At 72.0% G+C, this 17207-nt stretch carries 14 protein-coding genes; 6 read left to right on the top strand and 8 right to left on the bottom strand.

Annotation, left to right across the window (positions count from 1 at the left end; all coding sequences use genetic code 11):
- Positions 1-24: 24 nt before the first annotated feature.
- Both OHT61_RS19015 and OHT61_RS19010 read left to right on the top strand, forming a co-directional pair.
- On the top strand, positions 25-474 hold the full coding sequence (locus OHT61_RS19015; protein ID WP_329039995.1) for a VOC family protein: 450 nt from the start codon (positions 25-27) through the stop codon (positions 472-474).
- A 65-nt stretch (positions 475-539) separates the two neighbouring features.
- Entirely contained in the window at positions 540-1349 is an 810-nt protein-coding gene (locus OHT61_RS19010) for an HAD family hydrolase (protein ID WP_329039993.1), read from the top strand.
- An 18-nt stretch (positions 1350-1367) separates the two neighbouring features.
- Here OHT61_RS19010 and OHT61_RS19005 read toward each other — a convergent pair whose 3' ends face one another.
- From OHT61_RS19005 to OHT61_RS18985, 5 genes are all read right to left on the bottom strand, one after another.
- Complete coding sequence (locus OHT61_RS19005; protein WP_329039991.1) at positions 1368-2057, bottom strand: TetR/AcrR family transcriptional regulator; 690 nt, start codon at positions 2055-2057, stop codon at positions 1368-1370.
- 210 nt (positions 2058-2267) lie between these two features.
- Positions 2268-3155, bottom strand: a complete 888-nt coding sequence (locus OHT61_RS19000) for an ABC transporter permease (protein WP_329039990.1) — start codon at positions 3153-3155, stop codon at positions 2268-2270.
- Positions 3142-4134, bottom strand: a complete 993-nt coding sequence (locus OHT61_RS18995; RefSeq protein WP_329039989.1) for an ABC transporter ATP-binding protein — start codon at positions 4132-4134, stop codon at positions 3142-3144. Before OHT61_RS18995 ends, OHT61_RS19000 begins: the two co-directional genes overlap by 14 nt.
- Before the next feature lie 122 nt (positions 4135-4256).
- Complete coding sequence (locus OHT61_RS18990; protein WP_329039988.1) at positions 4257-5483, bottom strand: LolA family protein; 1227 nt, start codon at positions 5481-5483, stop codon at positions 4257-4259.
- Between the two features lie 202 nt (positions 5484-5685).
- Complete coding sequence (locus tag OHT61_RS18985; RefSeq protein WP_329039987.1) at positions 5686-6696, bottom strand: polyprenyl synthetase family protein; 1011 nt, start codon at positions 6694-6696, stop codon at positions 5686-5688.
- Positions 6697-7073: 377 nt separating this feature from the next.
- Here OHT61_RS18985 and OHT61_RS18980 point away from each other — a divergent pair, with 377 nt between their 5' ends.
- The 4 genes from OHT61_RS18980 to OHT61_RS18965 all read left to right on the top strand — a co-directional run bounded on the left by OHT61_RS18980 (position 7074) and on the right by OHT61_RS18965 (position 11845).
- On the top strand, positions 7074-9068 hold the full coding sequence (locus tag OHT61_RS18980; protein WP_329039986.1) for a CocE/NonD family hydrolase: 1995 nt from the start codon (positions 7074-7076) through the stop codon (positions 9066-9068).
- Positions 9069-9182: 114 nt separating this feature from the next.
- Entirely contained in the window at positions 9183-10409 is a 1227-nt protein-coding gene (gene fahA, locus OHT61_RS18975; RefSeq protein ID WP_329039985.1) for a fumarylacetoacetase, read from the top strand.
- Positions 10406-11098: a GOLPH3/VPS74 family protein gene (locus OHT61_RS18970; protein ID WP_329039984.1), complete on the top strand. Its 693-nt coding sequence runs from the start codon at positions 10406-10408 to the stop codon at positions 11096-11098. Before fahA ends, OHT61_RS18970 begins: the two co-directional genes overlap by 4 nt.
- Before the next feature lie 141 nt (positions 11099-11239).
- Entirely contained in the window at positions 11240-11845 is a 606-nt protein-coding gene (locus OHT61_RS18965; protein WP_329039983.1) for a Uma2 family endonuclease, read from the top strand.
- A gap of 30 nt (positions 11846-11875) precedes the next feature.
- On the opposite strand, the gene recQ is transcribed toward OHT61_RS18965, so the two are convergent.
- The 3 genes from recQ to OHT61_RS18950 form a co-directional block, all read right to left on the bottom strand.
- Entirely contained in the window at positions 11876-13852 is a 1977-nt protein-coding gene (gene recQ / locus OHT61_RS18960; protein ID WP_329039982.1) for a DNA helicase RecQ, read from the bottom strand.
- Positions 13853-13972: 120 nt separating this feature from the next.
- Complete coding sequence (gene nuoN, locus OHT61_RS18955; protein WP_329039981.1) at positions 13973-15637, bottom strand: NADH-quinone oxidoreductase subunit NuoN; 1665 nt, start codon at positions 15635-15637, stop codon at positions 13973-13975.
- A complete protein-coding gene (locus OHT61_RS18950) occupies positions 15634-17205 on the bottom strand; it encodes an NADH-quinone oxidoreductase subunit M (RefSeq protein ID WP_329039980.1) in 1572 nt (523 codons plus the stop codon). The genes nuoN and OHT61_RS18950 overlap by 4 nt, the downstream gene beginning before the upstream one ends.
- Between the last annotated feature and the right edge of the window lie 2 nt (positions 17206-17207).

Below are 17207 nucleotides of genomic sequence, written 5' to 3'. Positions count from 1 at the left end.
TGGGCGTGCCGCTATAAACGGTTCATGACCCTGCACTGGAAAGTCGTCATCGACGCGGCGGAGCCGCACGCCCAGGCCGACTTCTGGGCCGAGACCCTCGGCTACCTCGTCGAGGACAACAGCGCCCTGATCGAGGAGCTGCTCGCCGCCGGGGCGGTGCCCGAGTCCAGCACGGTGGAACCGCACGGCCGCCGGGCCTGGCGGGACCTCGTCGCCGTACGGCACCCGGACGATCCGTACGACGCGAAGAGCGGGACCGGTCTCGGCCGGCGGCTGCTCTTCCAGCGCGTCCCCGAGCCGAAGACGGTGAAGAACCGCCTCCACCTGGACGTCCACACGGCGCCCGGACAGCGCGAGGCGGAGGTGGAACGGCTCGTGGGGCTGGGCGCGAGCGTGCTGCGGGCCGTCGACGAACCGGGCGGCTCGTGGCAGGTGCTCCTGGACCCCGAAGGCAACGAATTCTGCGTGCACTGATCGCGCACACCGTCCGCCCAGGTCAGCGGCGCACGGTGGACCGGCGATCTCTCTAGGCTGACCCCATGGTCACGCCACCCGCCGCATACACCCTCGTCGCCACGGATCTCGACGGCACGCTGCTGCGCTCCGACGACACCGTGAGCCCCCGGTCCCGCGCCGCCCTCGCCCGCGCCGCGTCGGCCGGTGCCCGGCATCTGATCGTCACGGGCCGCGCCGTTCCCGGCATACGCGCCCTGCTCACCGACCTCGCGTACGACGGCCTCGTGGTCTGCGGACAGGGCGCCCAGGTCTACGACGCGGGGTCGGCGCGCATGCTGAGGTCGGTGACCCTGGACCGGGAGCTGGCCGACACCGCGCTCGGCAAGATCGAGGCCGAGGTGGGGCAGGTGTTCGCCGCGGTGGACCAGGACGGGGCGGACGGCCGGACGCTGATCGAGCCGGGGTACCGCATGCCGCACCCCTCGCTCCCCGCACAGCGGACCGGCCGGCGCTCCGACCTGTGGGCGGAGCCGGTCATCAAGGTCCTGATCCGCCACCCGGAGTTGACGGACGACGAACTGGCGGCGGCCGCCCGCGGGGCCGTGGGCGACCTGGCGTCCGTCACCATGGCGGGGCCGGGCACGGTGGAGATGGCGCCGTACGGCGTGGACAAGGGCACCGGGGTCGCCCTCGCCGCGGAACTGCTCGGCCGTGACCCGGCGGGCGCGGTGGCGTTCGGCGACATGCCCAACGACCTGCCGATGTTCCGGCTCTCCGGGCACGGGGTGGCGATGGCGGGCGGCCACCCGGAACTCAGGGCCGTCGCCGACGAGATCACGCTGTCCAACGACGAGGACGGTGTGGCGGTGGTCCTGGAGCGCGTCTTCGCCTGAGCGGGCGACGCCGCCCCGTCAGCCGTCGCAGCCGGGAGCACCGCCGTCCCTGGGGCGCGGAGGGGCGATACCGTTCGCGGTACTCCCGGCACTCGCGGAGTCCCCGGCATTCGCGGAGTCCCCGGCATTCGTCCCCACGGACCTCAGGACGTGGGTCACGAGGGTCGCGACCCTCGCCTCGTCCATCGGCGGCTTCCGCAGCAGGTTCCGGTAGTAGAGCGGACCGTAGAGCAGCTCCACCACGAGCGGGAGGTCCGCGCCCGCCGGGACCTGCCCCTGTTCCTGCGCCCGGCGCAGACGCTGCACGGCGGCGTCGAAGCGCGGGTCGACGAGTTGTTCGCGCACGGCGCGCGCCAGCACCTCGTCGTCGTGCAGCTCGGAGAGGATCCCGGCGTAGACGGGGCCGTACGGCCCCGTTGAGACCATCCGCACCGCGCCGGTGATGTGGGTCCGCAGGTCGGCAACGATGTCACCGGTGTCGACAAAGGGGGTGGCGCCGACGAAGACCTCGGTGAACGCCTCCAGCATCACCGCCCCTTTGGACGGCCACCAGCGGTAGATCGTCTTCTTGCTCACACCGGCGCGGGCCGCGATCGCCTCGATGGTGACCCGGCCGTAGCCCTTCTCCGCGCACAGCTCCAGAGCGGCGTCCAGCGTCGCCCGTCGTGATCTCTCGCTGCGGCGCAGGGAACTCTGCGATGTGATCATTCGGTGAGCATAGGGGGATTCCGCCCACCGCTTGTTGACAGGTCGTCGCCAAAAGTCGAACAATGACCTGGCTGGAAACGGAACGTACCGTGTCGTGACGTTCCGTGCACCGCACCGTTCGTGCCGTCCGGGCCGCGACGAGCCGATCGGGGGACGGCTCGACCGGCCGACGGCGCGGACGGGCCGTGCCCCTCCGCCCCCGGAGACGGCTCAGACGCCGACGTCCCTCGTCGTGAAGCGCGCCCACGCCGCCGATCCGAAGACCGCCGCGTACACCGCCTGCAGACCGAGGTTCCGGACCATCTCGTCCCAGTAGACCGGGTCGCGCAGCAGGTCCGAGAAGGACGGCCAGTAGTGCGGGAAGAGATACGGGTGGATCGCGTGCAGCTGCGGCATCGTGTCCAGGATCTGCACGGTGATCAGCACCCCGACCGTGGCCGCCATCGCCGCGATCCCGCTGTCGGTGAGCGTGGAGACGAACAGCCCCAGGGCCGCGAAGCCGACGAGTGACACCGCGACGGCCAGCGCGATGAGTCCGGCCCGCGCGAGCCCCTCACCGAATCCGATCCGTGTCCCGGAGATCGTCGTGACCTCGCCGACGGGGAAGAGCAGGGCTCCCGTCACGAGCGCGGACACCGCGACGACCAGGGTGGCGGCCAGGCAGAACACCAGCACCGACGCGTACTTGGCGAGCAGCAGCCGGGTCCGGCCGGCCGGGGCGACCAGCAGGTAGCGCAGGGTGCCACCGCCCGCCTCGCCCGCCACCGAGTCCCCGGCGACCACACCGACCGCCATCGGCAGGAAGACCGGGAGCGTCACGGAGAGCGCCGCGAAGACGAGGAACAGCCCGTTGTTGGTGATCTGCGGGAGGAACGCCGGGCCGCCCCCGCCGTCCGGGCCCCCGGCCCGACCCTCGCCCGTCTCGATCCGCACGGCGATCCCCACGAGGACGGGAACGGCGGCCAGCACACCGAGCAGGGCGAGGGTGCGCCACCGGCGCAGGGTGACGGTCAGTTCCGAGCGGAGGATCCCCAGGGTCCACCGTGCGCGCCGCGGCTCGCGGGACACCGGGACCGCCGTGAGTTCAGCCTGCGACATCGAATCCCTCTCCGGTCAGTGCGACGAAGGCGTCCTCCAGCGAGGCCCGTTCGACGCCGAAGGCCCGCACCCGTACACCGGCGCGCACCAGGGTCTCGTTGATGTCCGCGAGATCCACGTCGGCGGGCGGCGCGTCGGCGCTCACCCGGTCCCCGTCGGCCGTCACGCCGGTCGCCCCGTGCTCCGTGAGGATGCGCGCGGCGTCGCCGGCGTCGGGGGTGGTCAGGGCGAGCCGGCCCCGGGCGCCGGAGGCCAGCTCGGCGACGGGGCCCTGGACGACGAGCCGGCCCCGGGCCATGACGGCCGCGTGCGTGCAGACCTGCTCGATCTCGTCGAGCAGGTGGGAGGAGAGGAAGACCGTGGTGCCGTCGGCGGCCAGTTCGCGGACCAGCGCCCGGATCTCCCGCATGCCCTGCGGGTCGAGGCCGTTCGTCGGCTCGTCCAGCACGAGGAGGCTGCGCGGCTGGAGGAGCGCGGCGGCCAGCCCGAGGCGCTGCTTCATCCCGAGCGAGTACGCCTTGGCCTTCTTCCCCGCGGCGGCGGCGAGGCCGACCCGTTCCAGCGCCCCGTCCACCCGCGCCCGTCTGGTGCGCGGGTCGGCAGCCGGGTCGGCGGAGTCGAAGCGCAGGAGGTTGTCACGGCCCGTCAGGAAGCCGTACAGGGCGGGCCCCTCGATGAGCGCCCCCACGTGCGGGAGCACGGTGCGGACCGCGTCCGGCATGGGACGGCCCAGGACGTGGGCGGTGCCGGACGTCGGGGCGATGAGGCCCATGAGCATCCGGATGGTCGTGGTCTTGCCCGAGCCGTTGGGCCCCAGGAAACCGAAGACGCTGCCCGCCGGGACGGTGAGGTCGAGCCCGTCGACCGCCAACTGCCCGCCCCGGTAGCGCTTGGTGAGCCCGTGCGTGGCGATCACGGTCCCGGGCGCCGGCCCGGGCCCGGTTTCCGGCCGCGCCGTCGCGGCCGCTGTGTCGGTCATGCGCCCTCCCGGTCCTCGTCCCCCGCCCCGTACGGGTCCGCCCCGCCGTACGGAGCGTACGGCGGGGCGGGGGCCCTGTGTGTGCACGGCCCGGCGGTGTCGGCCGCCTTCACCGGGGCGTGCTACTCGGCGGCGTCGGCCGCCTTCACCAGGGTGTCCTGGGTGACGGCGCCGACGTAGACCTTGCCGTCGTCCGTCATGAGGGCGTTGACCAGGCGTGTCTTGAAGACGGTGCCCGAGCCGAAGTCGCCGCTGACCTTGTCGCCGAGGGCGTCGAGGAACTGCTGGGCCTGGGCCGGCATGTCACCGGTTTCGGAGCCCTGGGCGGGGAGCCCGGCGCCGCCCGGGACGTCGATCTCGGCGACGGCGTTCCAGCCCTTGCCGATCACGTTCAGGCCCTTGAAGTCCTCCAGCGCCTCCAGGTCCTTGGGCGCCTTGCCGGCCGCGCCGTTCCTTCCGGCCTCGTCCTTCAGCTCCTCGGCCTCGGTGACCTTCGCACCCTTCGGCGGGGTGAAGGAGAAGGAGGACGCGTCGGGCTTGGAGAAGTCGACCTTCGTGAATCCGGCGTCGACGGCGGCCTTGCCCCCGGAGCTCGTGGCCAACGTGAACTTCAGCGGCACGCCGGTCTCCGAGTCGACGGCGACCCGGACGGACCCGATCGTCGAACCGGCCTGCTTCGGCTTGATCAGCAGCTGGTACGCGTCGCGTCCCGCCACCTGCGCCGTGCCGTCGACCGTGACGGACGTGGTGTCGTCCGAGGCCGCGAGTGCCTCCTCGGCGAGCTCCTTCGGCGTGGCGGGGACGCCCTCGGGCGCCTTGCGCATCCCGTCCGGCCGCTCCGCCCCGTCGGACTGGGCGTGGTAGACCTCGTTGCTCCCGCTGTCGTAGCCCCAGACGTCGTCCCCGTTGTGGACGAGGCTGTACTCGGAGCCCTCGCCGAGGATCGACAGGCGCTGCCTGTCGGGCCCGTCGGCGGCCACCCGGAGCGTGTGGGTGCCGGACGCCAGCTCCATCAGCTTGCTCTCGGGCGCGGCACTCGTGTCCCCGCCGGCGTCCGGCGCGAGGCTGCTCGCGATACCGCCGAGCGAGGGGATTCCGAGGTCGGTGCTGACCTTGAGCGTGCCGGACAGCTGCTCCTGGTCGGACGCGGCGATCTTCTCGATGAGCTCCTGCGCCGTGATGTCGGGCAGGTCCGGGTCGCCGGACGCGGCGAGCGCCGGGACGAGCCCGATCGTCGCGGCCGCCACTCCCGCCACCGCGAACGGGACGATGTAACGCGCCTTCTTCCGGCGGCCCACGACAGTCCCCGTGGCCTCGCCGTTGGTCTCCGCGCTGTCGTTCGGTGCCATGTGTGCTCTACCTCCGTGGTCGGCGGCTGCCATCCCCTTGCGCTGCTCCACTCCCCGCCGCCATTCTCACCCGATGTGGTCAGGAGTGGTTGTTGTCCATCTGACCAAATCGGACGGGAACAAGCGTCAGCCCCCGGGAGCAACTCGGCGTACCTCTCCGGGATGACCCCGGAGCGCGCAGGGCGCGGGCACCCCTAGGGGGTCAGCCCGCGCGGTGGACCACGGCGTCGCAGAGTTCTTCCAGCGCTGCCTTCGCGTAGCACTCGGGCAGCGGTGCCAGCGTGGCCCGTGCCTCCTGCGCGTAGCGCACGGTGTCACGTCGTGCCTGTTCCAGGGCGGGGTGGGCCCGCAGCCGGTGCAGGGCGTCGGCCAGCCTGCCGTCGTCGGCGAGGTCGCCGTCCAGCAGCTCGACGAGCTCCTTGTCCTCCGGGCTGCCGCCGGCCGCGGCACGCGCGCGCAGGTGGAGGACGGGGAGGGTGGGGATCCCCTCGCGCAGATCGGTGCCGGGTGTCTTGCCGGACTCGTGGGAGTCGGAGGCGATGTCCAGGACGTCGTCGGCGAGCTGGAAAGCGATGCCGAGGCGTTCGCCGTACTGGGTGAGGATGTCGACGACGGACTCGTCCGCACCGGCCATCAGTGCGCCGAACCGTCCGGAGACGGCGACCAGCGAACCGGTCTTGCCGCTCAGCACGTCCATGTAGTGGTCGACGGGGTCGCGCCCGTCGCGCGGGCCCGCGGTCTCCAGGATCTGGCCGGTCACCAGCCGCTCGAACGCCTCGGCCTGGATGCGTACGGCCTCGGGGCCGAGGTCGGCCAGGATGTGCGAGGCGCGGGCGAAGAGGAAGTCGCCGGTCAGGACGGCGACGGAGTTGCCCCAGCGGGTGTTCGCGCTGTCGACCCCGCGGCGCACGTCCGCCTCGTCCATCACGTCGTCGTGGTACAGCGTCGCCAGGTGCGTCAGCTCGACGACCACGGCCGAGGGCACGACGCCCGGCGCGTCGGGGTCGCCGAACTGGGAGGCGAGCATGACCAGCAGTGGCCGGAATCGTTTGCCCCCCGCGCTGACGAGGTGCTGTGCGGCCTCCGTGATGAACGGGACCTCGCTCTTGGTGGCAGCCAGCAGCCCCGCCTCGACATCGGCCAGACCGGCCTGGACATCTGCCTCCAGCGCCTGGTCCCGCACGCGCAGTCCGAACGGCCCGACGACGGTCACGAGGGGATCTCCTGTCTGCTGACGATCACACGGAATGTCGATGTGTCGCTGTCCTCACTCGAGCCAGCGTATCCGGTCCCCTTTGGATCACCGTGGGCGCCTTCCCGCCACCGCCGGTATGTTCGGGTTCAGCTCATACGATCAGGAGTTGCCGCTTTGTCCCCTGTCACGACCGGTACCGGGCCGGCCCCACCACCACCCGGGGAAGACCACGTCCTGTTCGGCCGGTCGAGGGGTCCGGTGAAGCCGTTCGGCGAGGTCTCCAGCCGCGCCCATGTCGGTGTCGACGGCGCTGTCGCGGTGGTGGCCGGCCCGGCCACCACCGCCGGCCCCTGGCCGAAGCGCGCACGTCGCACCCCGTCCCCCGAGGGTTCCCGATGCAGATCCGCACATCGTTCCCGTACGAGACCACCCACGAGGACCTCTACATCCCGCTGGCCGGGGGCACTCGGCTGTACGCCCGGATCTGGCGGCCGGTCACCGACGAGCCGGTGCCCGCCCTGCTGGAGTACCTTCCCCACCGGCTGAGCGACGGGACGGCGCCCCGCGACCACCAGCGCCATCCCTGGTACGCCGGCCACGGCTACGCCTCGGTGCGGGTCGACGTGCGCGGGTACGGCAACAGTGAGGGCCTGCCGGGCGACGCGCACGACGCGACGGAGCTCGCCGACGGGGTCGCCGTGGTGCACTGGCTCGCCCAGCAGGAGTGGTGCTCGGGCCGGGTCGGCATGTTCGGCATCGCCTGGGGAGGGTTCGACTCGCTCCGGATCGCCGCGCTCGCGCCGGAGCCCCTGAAGGCGGTCGTCACCGTCTGCTCGGCCGACGACCGCTACACCGGCGACGTCCACTACATGGGCGGCTCCGTGCTCGGCGTGGGCATGCACGCCTGGGCGTCGGCCATGCTCGCCTCCGTCGCGCTGCCGCCCGACCCGGCGGACGTCGGTGACGGCTGGCGGGACATGTGGCTGGGCCGGCTGGAAGCGGTGGAGCCGCTCCTCCACACGTGGCTGGCGCACCAGACCCGCGACGACTACTGGAGGCACGGCAGCGTCCGCGAGGACTACGGCGCCATCAGGGCGAACGTCCTCGCGGTGGGCGGCTGGCACGACCCGTACCGCGACACGGTCCTGAGGCTCGTCGAGCACCTGGACCCCTCCAAGGTGCGGGGCCTGATCGGCCCCTGGCCGCACCAGTACCCCGACCGGGGACTGCGGCCGGGGCCGGCGATCGGCTTCCTGCAGGAGACGTTGCGCTGGTGGGACCAGCACCTCAAGGGCCAGGACACCGGGGTGATGAACGAGCCGCTGCTCCGGTCCTGGATCAGCGGCTCGCACCCCCCGGCCACGGCCTACGAGACGCTGCCGGGCCGCTGGGTCGGCGATGCCGCCTGGCCGTCGGAGAACGTCACCCCGGTGGCGTACGCGCTGGCCGGCGGGGAGCAGACGGTCCGCTCGCCGCAGCAGACCGGGTTGGACGCGGGCCGGTTCGTCCCCTCCGGCGACGACGCGGACCTGCCGCCCGACCAGCGGGACGAGGACGCCAAGTCGGTGTGCTTCGAGTTCCCCGTCGAGGAGTCCCCCATCGAGATCCTCGGCAGGCCGGGGGTGAGACTCCGCATCCGTATGGACGTGCCGCGCGGCCAGGTGATCGCCCGGCTCTGCGACGTGGCGCCGGACGGTTCCTCCACCCTGGTGACGCGCGGCGCCCTCAACCCGGCCACCCGGCACGGGAGCGGCCGAGCCGAGGACTGGCCCGTCGGCGGGACCGAGGACGTGGCCTTCGAGCTGGGCGCCATCGGGTACACCTTCCCGCCCGGACACCGGATCAGGATCGCCGTCTCGTCGTCGTACTGGCCGTGGATCTGGCCGCAGGCCGGCTCGGCGGGCTTCACGCTCGACGCGGACGGGAGTCTCGTCGAACTCCCGGTGCGCCGGCACACCGAGGACCCGGGCATCACCTTCGGCGAACCGGAGCAGGCCGAACCGCTCGGCGTCGTCCATCCGGTCACCCTCGACGAACAGCGGCCGGAGCGCCTGGTGGTGCGGGACGTCGCCAAGGGCGAGTGGCGGCTGGAGGTGGATCCGTGCCGCGGCGGCACGCGGGTCCACCCGGACGGCCTGGAGTTCACCGAGGACGCGCTGGAGACGTACACGATCCGGCAGGACGACCCGCTGTCCGCCCGGACCCGCTCCGGCCGGACGATCCGGCTGCACCGGCCGGAGATGTCCTGGGACGTGCGGGTGGAGACGCGGTCGGAGCTGAGCGCGGACGCGGACGACTTCATCGCGTCCGACGAGATCGTCTGCAGGGACGGAGACGAGATCGTCTTCCACCGGACCTGGGAGAAGCGCATCCCGCGGACGGCCGGATGACCAGGGTTATCGCGTAACTTTCCGGGCATTACGCCTACTTGACGGCACTGCCGCCGAAGATCGGCGCCGACGTAACGTGTCCCTCAAGCGACCTGGAAAGCGAGGCAGCAACAGATGCCCGAGCAGAGCAGCCCGCTCGATCTGGCCGAGGGCGACCCCTTCGGCCCGCACAACCTTCCGTACGGCGTGTTCTCCACCCCCGGGCACCCGGACCGCAGGGTCGGCGTCCGCGTCGGCGGCCACGTCCTGGACGCCGGGGCGGCCGCGCACGCCCTCGGTTCGCCGTACGCCCAGCTGCTGGCGCAGCCCAGCCTCATGCCGCTCCTCGCGGCCGGCCGGACCGCATGGCGCGACGTGCGCCGGGCCCTGACCGCGTGGGTCACCGTCCCGGCGCACCGCCCGGACATAGAGCCGCTGCTGCACCCGCTCGACGCGGTGACGCTGCACCTGCCGTACGAGGTCGCGGACTACGTCGACTTCTACGCCAGCGAGCACCACGCCACCAACGTGGGGAGGATCTTCCGGCCGGACGGCGTGGCCCTCACCCCCAACTGGAAGCACCTGCCGATCGGTTACCACGGGCGGGCCGGTACCGTCGTGGTGTCCGGGACGGACGTCGTGCGCCCCTCCGGCCAGCGCAAGGCCCCCGCGGACCCGGCGCCCGTGTTCGGCCCCTCGGTGAAGCTGGACATCGAGGCGGAGGTCGGCTTCGTCGTCGGCGTCCCCTCGGAGCAGGGCTCACCGGTCGCGCTCGGCGACTTCCGGGAGCACGTCTTCGGGCTCTCGCTGCTCAACGACTGGTCGGCGCGCGACATCCAGGCCTGGGAGTACGTGCCGCTGGGCCCGTTCCTCGGCAAGTCCTTCGCCACCTCGGTGTCGGCGTGGGTGACCCCGCTGGAGGCCCTGGACGCGGCCCGGACGGCGCCGCCTGCCCGGGACTTCCCACTGCTGCCGTACCTGGACGACGCGGACGACGAGGAGCCGGGCGGTTTCGACATCCGCATCTCGGTCGTCGTCAACGGACAGACGGTCTCGGAGCCGCCGTTCTCCACCATGTACTGGACGGCCGCGCAGCAGTTGGCCCACATGACGGTGAACGGCGCCTCGCTGCGGACGGGCGACCTGTACGGTTCCGGCACCGTCAGCGGCGCCGGGCCCGGCCAGCGCGGGTCCCTGCTCGAACTCACCTGGAACGGCCGCGACCCGCTGGACCTGCCCGAGGGCAAGCGGACGTTCCTGGAGGACGGTGACACGGTGACGCTCACGGCCTGGGCCCCCGGCCCGCACGGCACGCGCGTCGGGCTGGGTGAGGTCACCGGACGGATCACGGCCCGCCCGTGAACGACTCCGCCGCCGCTCTGACGCTCCCCGAGGAACTGCTGCTGCTCGCCCTGGACCCCGTGCGCGGAAAACCGTACTGCCGGGGCCGGTACCTGGAGTACGGCGTCGCCGGGGCCGCCCTGGCCGAGCTGGAGCTCCAGGGCCGGATCGCCGGGGAACGCGGGCGGGTGGTGGTCGTGAATCCGCTGGATCCGCCCGATCCGCTGCTCGCGGTGTTCCTGCGCAGCCTCCCGGCCCCCGGCAAGGGCGGGCTGCTCCCTGGGACGTCGGCCCGGCGCTGGGTGCGGCAGGCGGGGCGGCAGGCCGAGGGGCTGTATCTGGACGCCCTGGTGGAGCGGGGTGTCCTGCGCCGGGAGACGCGCCGCTTCCTCGGTCTGCTCCCCTACCACCGCCACCCGGCCGGCCCCGCCTCCCCGGCGGGGCAGGTGCGGCAGCGCCACGAGGAGTCCCGTGCGGCGGGTCACCCCGACCCCAGGGGCCGGCTGCTCGCGGCCCTGGCGGCGGCGGTGGAGCTGCCCGCGGTCGTGCGGGGCGGCGACCGCCGCACGCGTGCCGCGACGCGGGCCCTGGTGCGCGAGGAGTGGGCGGCGCAGGCCGTGCACCGCAACGTACGCCAGGACAAGGCCGCCCGGGCGGGCGGCGGAGGCGGGGGGAGCGGGGACGGCGGCGGAGGCGGAGGCGGGGACTGACTCCGGCGCGGGCGGGGCCCGGGTGGGCAAGGGCGTGCCGGTCAGCGACGCGTGAGGCGGTCACACGTTCGGGGGGACCTCTTTGTGTTCCCTGCGGATACGCTGAGGAGTCCCGCGAGACTGCCTCCCATGGGAGCACTGATGAGCATCGAACCCGAGGCCCCCGAGCCGCGGTGGGCGGTCCCGCCCGTGGGCGGCTGGACCGCCGATGACCTGGACACACTCCCGAATCTGCCTCCGCACACGGAGCTGATCGACGGGAGTCTGGTTTTCGTGAGTCCGCAGACGTTGTTCCACACCCGGGCGGTCGACTTCTTCACCTGGCAGCTGCAGTCACTGGCACCGCCTGAACTGGAGGCGGTCCGGGAGTTCACCATCGACATCGACTTCCAGAACCGCCCCGAACCCGATGTCGTCGTCGTGCGCGCGGACGCGGTCGAGAGTCTGCGGCAGACCCGTTTCCCCGCGAGCAGTGTGCTGCTCGCCGTCGAGGTCGTGTCCGACGAGTCCGTCACCCGTGACCGGGAGACCAAGCCGGTGAAGTACGCGCGGGCCAGGATCCCGCACTACTGGCGGGTGGAGAACCAGGACGGCCGGGCGGTCGTGTACGTCTTCGAGCTGGAACCCGCCACGGGCGCCTACACCTCGACCGGGATCTTTCACGACCGGATGAAGGTGTCCACACCCTTCGCCGTCGATCTCGACCTGACCGCGATCGTCTCCCGCCGCCGGGCGCCCACGGAGTAGGGCCGGCCAGGTGGCCGGCCCACCCGGGGATCAGTCGAACTCCGGGGGCTCCTCGTCCCAGCCGAACTCCGGGTCCGCGTCCGGAGCGGGGGTCCGGGCGGGCGGCGCCTCCGTGCGGGCCGCCGGTGCGGAGGGCGCTTCCGCTGCGGCCGACGGGGCCGCCTCCCCCAGTCCTGCGAGCACCTCCAGCACCCCCTCGCCGTACGTCGCCAGCTTCTTCTCGCCCAGTCCGCCGACCCCGCCCAGCTCCGCGAGGGAGGCCGGGCGCAGCGTCGCGATCTCCCGCAGGGTCGCGTCGTGGAAGATCACATAGGCCGGGAGGCCGAGTTCCTTGGCCTGGGCGCCGCGCCAGGCGCGGAGCGCTTCGAAGACCGGGACTGCCTCCGCGGGGAGGTCGGCCACCGCGGCTGCCGCCTTGCCCTTGCGCTCGCCCCTGGAGGAGCGGGACGTCGGCTTCTTCGGCTCCTTGCGCAGCAGCACCTCGCGCTCCCGGCCGAGCACGGAACCGCTCGCCTCGGTCAGCACCAGCGTGCCGTACTCGCCCTCGACGGCCAGCAGCCCCTGGGCCAGCAGCTGGCGCACCACACCGCGCCACTCCGCCTCGGCCAGCTCCTCGCCGATACCGAAGACCGAGAGCTGGTCGTGGTCGAACTGGATCGTCTTCGCCGTCCTGCGGCCCAGCAGGATGTCGATGATCTGTCCGGCCCCGAACTTCTGGTTGCGCTCGCGCTTCAGCCGGACGACGGTCGACAGGAGCTTCTGCGCGACCACCGTGCCGTCCCAGGTCTCGGGCGGGGTGAGGCAGGTGTCGCAGTTGCCGCAGGCCTCTTCGCCGGGCTCCTGGCCGAAGTACGTCAGGAGCTGGGCGCGGCGGCACCGCACGGTCTCGCAGAGCGCCAGCATCGAGTCGAGGTGGGAGGCCGCCCGACGCCGGAAGGCCTCGTCGCCCTCGCCGCCCTGGATCAGCTTCCGCTGCTGGACGACGTCCTGGAGGCCGTAGGCCATCCAGGCCGTGGACGGTGCGCCGTCCCGGCCGGCGCGGCCCGTCTCCTGGTAGTAGCCCTCGACGGACTTCGGCAGGTCGAGGTGGGCGACGAAGCGCACGTCGGGCTTGTCGATCCCCATCCCGAAGGCGATCGTCGCGACGACGACCAGGCCCTCCTCGCGCAGGAAGCGGGCCTGGTGCTTGGCACGCGTCCCGGCGTCCAGACCCGCGTGGTAGGGCACCGCCTCGATGCCGTTGCGGCTGAGGTACTCGGCGGTCTTCTCCGTCGAGTTGCGTGAGAGGCAGTAGACGATGCCCGCGTCGCCCGCGTGCTCCTCCTCCAGGAAGGTGAGCAGCTGCTTCTTGGGGTCGGACTTGCCGACGACGCGGTACTGGATGTTCGGGCGGTCGAAGCTGGCGACGAAGTGCCGGGCCTCGGGCATGCCCAGGCGCTGGGTGATCTCGCGGTGGGTGGCGTCGGTCGCCGTGGCCGTCAGCGCGATGCGCGGCACGTCGGGCCAGCGCTCGCCGAGGACGGACAGGGCCAGGTAGTCGGGGCGGAAGTCGTGGCCCCACTGGGCCACGCAGTGGGCCTCGTCGATGGCGAAGACGGAGATCTCGCCGCGGGCCAGGAGGGAGAGCGTGGAGTCCAGGCGCAGCCGCTCCGGCGCCAGGTACAGCAGGTCGAGCTCGCCGGCCAGGAACTGGGCCTCCATCGAGCGGCGCTCGTCGAAGTCCTGCGTGGAGTTCATGAAGCCGGCGCGGACCCCGAGGGCCCGCAGGGCGTCCACCTGGTCCTGCATGAGGGCGATGAGCGGGGAGACCACGACGCCGGTGCCCGGCCTGACCAGGGCGGGGATCTGGTAGCACAGCGACTTGCCGCCGCCCGTGGGCATGAGGACGACCGCGTCGCCGCCGCCGACCACGTGGTCGATCACCGCGCCCTGCTCGCCGCGGAACGCCTCGTACCCGAATACCCGGTGCAGCGTCTCCTGCGCCGCGCTCCCGGTCGTCACACTCATCGTTCCCGTCCGCCCGTCGCTGCCGTCCGACTCTCCCCTGCAACCATAGGCGCCGCGTACGACAACGCCGGACGGGCTTGACTTCCCGGCCCGTCCGGCGTCCTCGTGTGCTGCGGTGCGTTACCGCACGAACACTCCCGCCTGGCTCGCCAGGTCCAGGAAGTACTGCGGGGCGAGGCCCAGCACCAGCGTCACCGCGACGCCGACCGCGATCGTCGTCATCGTCAGCGGGGAGGGGACGGCGACCGTGGGGCCGTCCGCCTTCGGCTCGCTGAAGAACATCAGGACGATGACCCGGATGTAGAAGAACGCGGCGATGGCCGACGAGATCACACCGACCACGACGAGTCCGCTCGCGCCGCCGTCCGCGGCCGCCTTGAAGACGGCGAACTTGCCGGAGAAGCCCGAGGTGAGCGGGATACCGGCGAAGGACAGCAGGAAGACCGCGAAGACCGCCGCCGTCAGCGGCGAGCGCCGGCCGAGCCCGGCCCACTTGGACAGGTGCGTCGCCTCGCCGCCCGCGTCGCGCACCAGCGTGACGACGGCGAAGGCGCCGACGGTCACGAAGGAGTAGACGCCCAGGTAGAAGAGGACGGACGAGATGCCCTCGGGGCTGGACGCGATCACGCCGGCGAGGATGAAGCCCGCGTGGGCGATCGAGGAGTAGGCCAGGAGCCGCTTGATGTCGGTCTGGGTGATCGCGACGATCGCACCGCCGAGCATCGTGACGATCGCGACGCCCCACATGACGGGCCGCAGGTCCCAGGTGAGGCCGGGCAGCACCACGTACAGCAGGCGCAGCAGCGCGCCGAACGCGGCGACCTTCGTGGCCGCCGCCATGAAGCCGGTGACCGGGGTCGGGGCGCCCTGGTAGACGTCCGGGGTCCACATGTGGAACGGCACGGCGCCGACCTTGAAGAGCAGGCCCATGAGGATCATCGCCGCGCCGATCAGGAGCAGCGCGTCGTTGCCCATGGTGTCGGCGAGCGCCGGGTCGATGTCCTGGACCGTGCCGTCCACGACGTTCGCGATGCCCGCGTACGAGACGGTGCCCGCGTAGCCGTAGAGCAGGGCGATGCCGAAGAGGAAGAACGCCGACGAGAAGGCGCCCAGCAGGAAGTACTTCACGGCCGCTTCCTGCGACATCAGCCGCTTGCGGCGGGCGACGGCACACAGCAGGTAGAGCGGGAGGGAGAAGACCTCCAGCGCGACGAACAGCGTCAGCAGGTCGTTGGCCGCGGGGAAGACCAGCATCCCCGCCACGGAGAACATGGCGAGCGGGAAGACCTCGGTGGTGGTGAAGCCGGCCTTGACCGCCGCCTTCTCCCCTTCGCTGCCGGGGACCGAACCGGCCTGCGCGGCGAAGGAGTCCACGCGGTTGCCGTGCGAGGCCGGATCGAGGCGCCGCTCGGCGAACGTGAAGATGGAGACCATCGAGACGAGCAGGATGGTGCCCTGGAGGAACAGCGCCGGGCCGTCGACGGCGATGGCCCCCATCGCGGCGATGTGCGCGCTCTTCGAGGCGTATCCGTCGGCGGCGAGCCCGATCACCGCGGCGAACGCGGCGGCGAGGGCGACCACGGTCAGGGCGACCTGCGTGGTGTAGCGGGCCCGGCGCGGGACGAACGCCTCCACCAGGATTCCGAGGACGGCGACGCCGACCACGATGAGGACGGGCGCCAGTTGGGCGTACTCGATGTCCGGCGCGGTGAACGCGTCTGCCGGAGCGGCGGATGTCACCCCGCCCGCCGTCGTCCACAGGCTGTGGACAGCTGTTGCGCTCACTTGGCGGCCTCCACATCGGGCTGGGGGTCCTTCTTCTGTACGTCCTGCATGGTGTGCTGCACCGCCGGGTTGACGACATCGGTGAGCGGCTTCGGGAAGACGCCCAGGAAGATCAGCAGGGCGATCAGCGGCACGGCCACCGCCAGTTCACGGACCTTGAGGTCGGGCATGCCCCCGATCCCCTCCCTGACGGGCCCCGTCATCGTCCGCTGGTAGAGGACGAGGACGTAGAGCGCGGCGAGCACGATGCCGACGGTCGCGACGATGCCGGCCACCGGGTACGCGCTGAACGTGCCGACCAGGACGAGGAACTCACTGACGAACGGGGCGAGGCCGGGCAGCGAGAGTGTCGCCAGGCCTCCGATCAGGAAGGTGCCGGCCAGCACCGGGGCCACCTTCTGCACCCCGCCGTAGTCGGCGATGAGCCGCGAACCGCGCCGGGTGATCAGGAATCCGGCGACCAGCATCAGCGCGGCCGTGGAGAGCCCGTGGTTCACCATGTACAGCGTCGCGCCGGACTGGCCCTGGCTCGTCATCGCGAAGATCCCGAGGATGATGAACCCGAAGTGCGAGATCGACGCGTAGGCGATGAGTCGCTTGATGTCGCGCTGGCCGACCGCGAGCAGTGCGCCGTAGACGATGGAGATCAGCGCGAGGACGAGGATGACCGGCGTCGCCCACTTGCTGGCCTCCGGGAACAGCTGGAGGCAGAAGCGGAGCATCGCGAAGGTTCCGACCTTGTCGACGACCGCGGTGATCAGGACCGCGACCGGCGTGGTCGACTCCCCCATCGCGTTGGGCAGCCAGGTGTGCAGCGGCCACAGCGGGGCCTTCACCGCGAAGGCGAAGAAGAAGCCGAGGAACAGCCAGCGTTCGGTGCTGGTCGCCATCTCCAGCGAGCCGTTGGCCCGCGCCTCGGCGATCTCGGAGAGCGAGAAGCTCCCCGCGACGACGTAGAGGCCGATGACCGCGGCCAGCATGATGAGGCCGCCGGCGAGGTTGTAGAGGAGGAACTTCACGGCCGCGTAGCTGCGCTGCGCCGCCGCGTTCTCGTCGCTGCCGGTGTGCGCGCGGTCCCCGAAGCCGCCGATGAGGAAGTACATCGGGATGAGCATGGCTTCGAAGAGGATGTAGAAGAGGAAGACGTCGGTGGCCTCGAACGAGAGGATCACCATCGCCTCCACCATCAGGATCAGCGCGAAGAAGCCCTGGGTGGGACGCCACCGGGAGGAGGCCGTCTCCAGCGGGTCGGCGTCGTGCCAGCCCGCCAGGATGACGAAGGGGATCAGCAGCGCGGTCAGCGCGATGAGCGCGACCCCGATGCCGTCGACCCCGAGTTCGTACCGGACCCCGAAGTCCCTGATCCAGGCGTGGGATTCGGTGAGCTGGTAGCGGTCGCCGCCCGGTTCGAAGCGGGCGAAGACGATGCCCGCGAGGACCAGGGTGGCCAGCGACACGAGCAGCGCCAGCCACTTCGCGGCGGTGCGGCGCGCGGCCGGGACCGCGGCGGTGGCGATCGCGCCGATCGCCGGGAGCGCCGCCGTCGCTGTCAGGAGGGGAAAGGACATGA

Origin of the sequence: Streptomyces sp. NBC_00178, from assembly GCF_036206005.1 — a bacterium.
Taxonomy (GTDB): Bacteria; Actinomycetota; Actinomycetes; order Streptomycetales; family Streptomycetaceae; genus Streptomyces.
This window is presented reverse-complemented; position numbering and strand designations above follow the sequence as displayed.

Bases quoted from the DNA above. Each gene is read 5' to 3' on its own strand.
- fahA (WP_329039985.1), top strand. From the start codon at position 9,183: ATGCCCGAGCAGAGCAGCCCGCTCGATCTGGCCGAGGGCGACCCCTTC.
- recQ (WP_329039982.1), bottom strand. From the start codon at position 13,852: ATGAGTGTGACGACCGGGAGCGCGGCGCAGGAGACGCTGCACCGGGTA.
- OHT61_RS18995 (WP_329039989.1), bottom strand. From the start codon at position 4,134: ATGACCGACACAGCGGCCGCGACGGCGCGGCCGGAAACCGGGCCCGGG.
- OHT61_RS19005 (WP_329039991.1), bottom strand. From the start codon at position 2,057: ATGATCACATCGCAGAGTTCCCTGCGCCGCAGCGAGAGATCACGACGG.
- OHT61_RS19010 (WP_329039993.1), top strand. From the start codon at position 540: ATGGTCACGCCACCCGCCGCATACACCCTCGTCGCCACGGATCTCGAC.
- OHT61_RS18950 (WP_329039980.1), bottom strand. From the start codon at position 17,205: ATGTCCTTTCCCCTCCTGACAGCGACGGCGGCGCTCCCGGCGATCGGC.
- OHT61_RS19015 (WP_329039995.1), top strand. From the start codon at position 25: ATGACCCTGCACTGGAAAGTCGTCATCGACGCGGCGGAGCCGCACGCC.
- OHT61_RS18980 (WP_329039986.1), top strand. From the start codon at position 7,074: ATGCAGATCCGCACATCGTTCCCGTACGAGACCACCCACGAGGACCTC.
- OHT61_RS19000 (WP_329039990.1), bottom strand. From the start codon at position 3,155: ATGTCGCAGGCTGAACTCACGGCGGTCCCGGTGTCCCGCGAGCCGCGG.
- OHT61_RS18990 (WP_329039988.1), bottom strand. From the start codon at position 5,483: ATGGCACCGAACGACAGCGCGGAGACCAACGGCGAGGCCACGGGGACT.
- OHT61_RS18965 (WP_329039983.1), top strand. From the start codon at position 11,240: ATGAGCATCGAACCCGAGGCCCCCGAGCCGCGGTGGGCGGTCCCGCCC.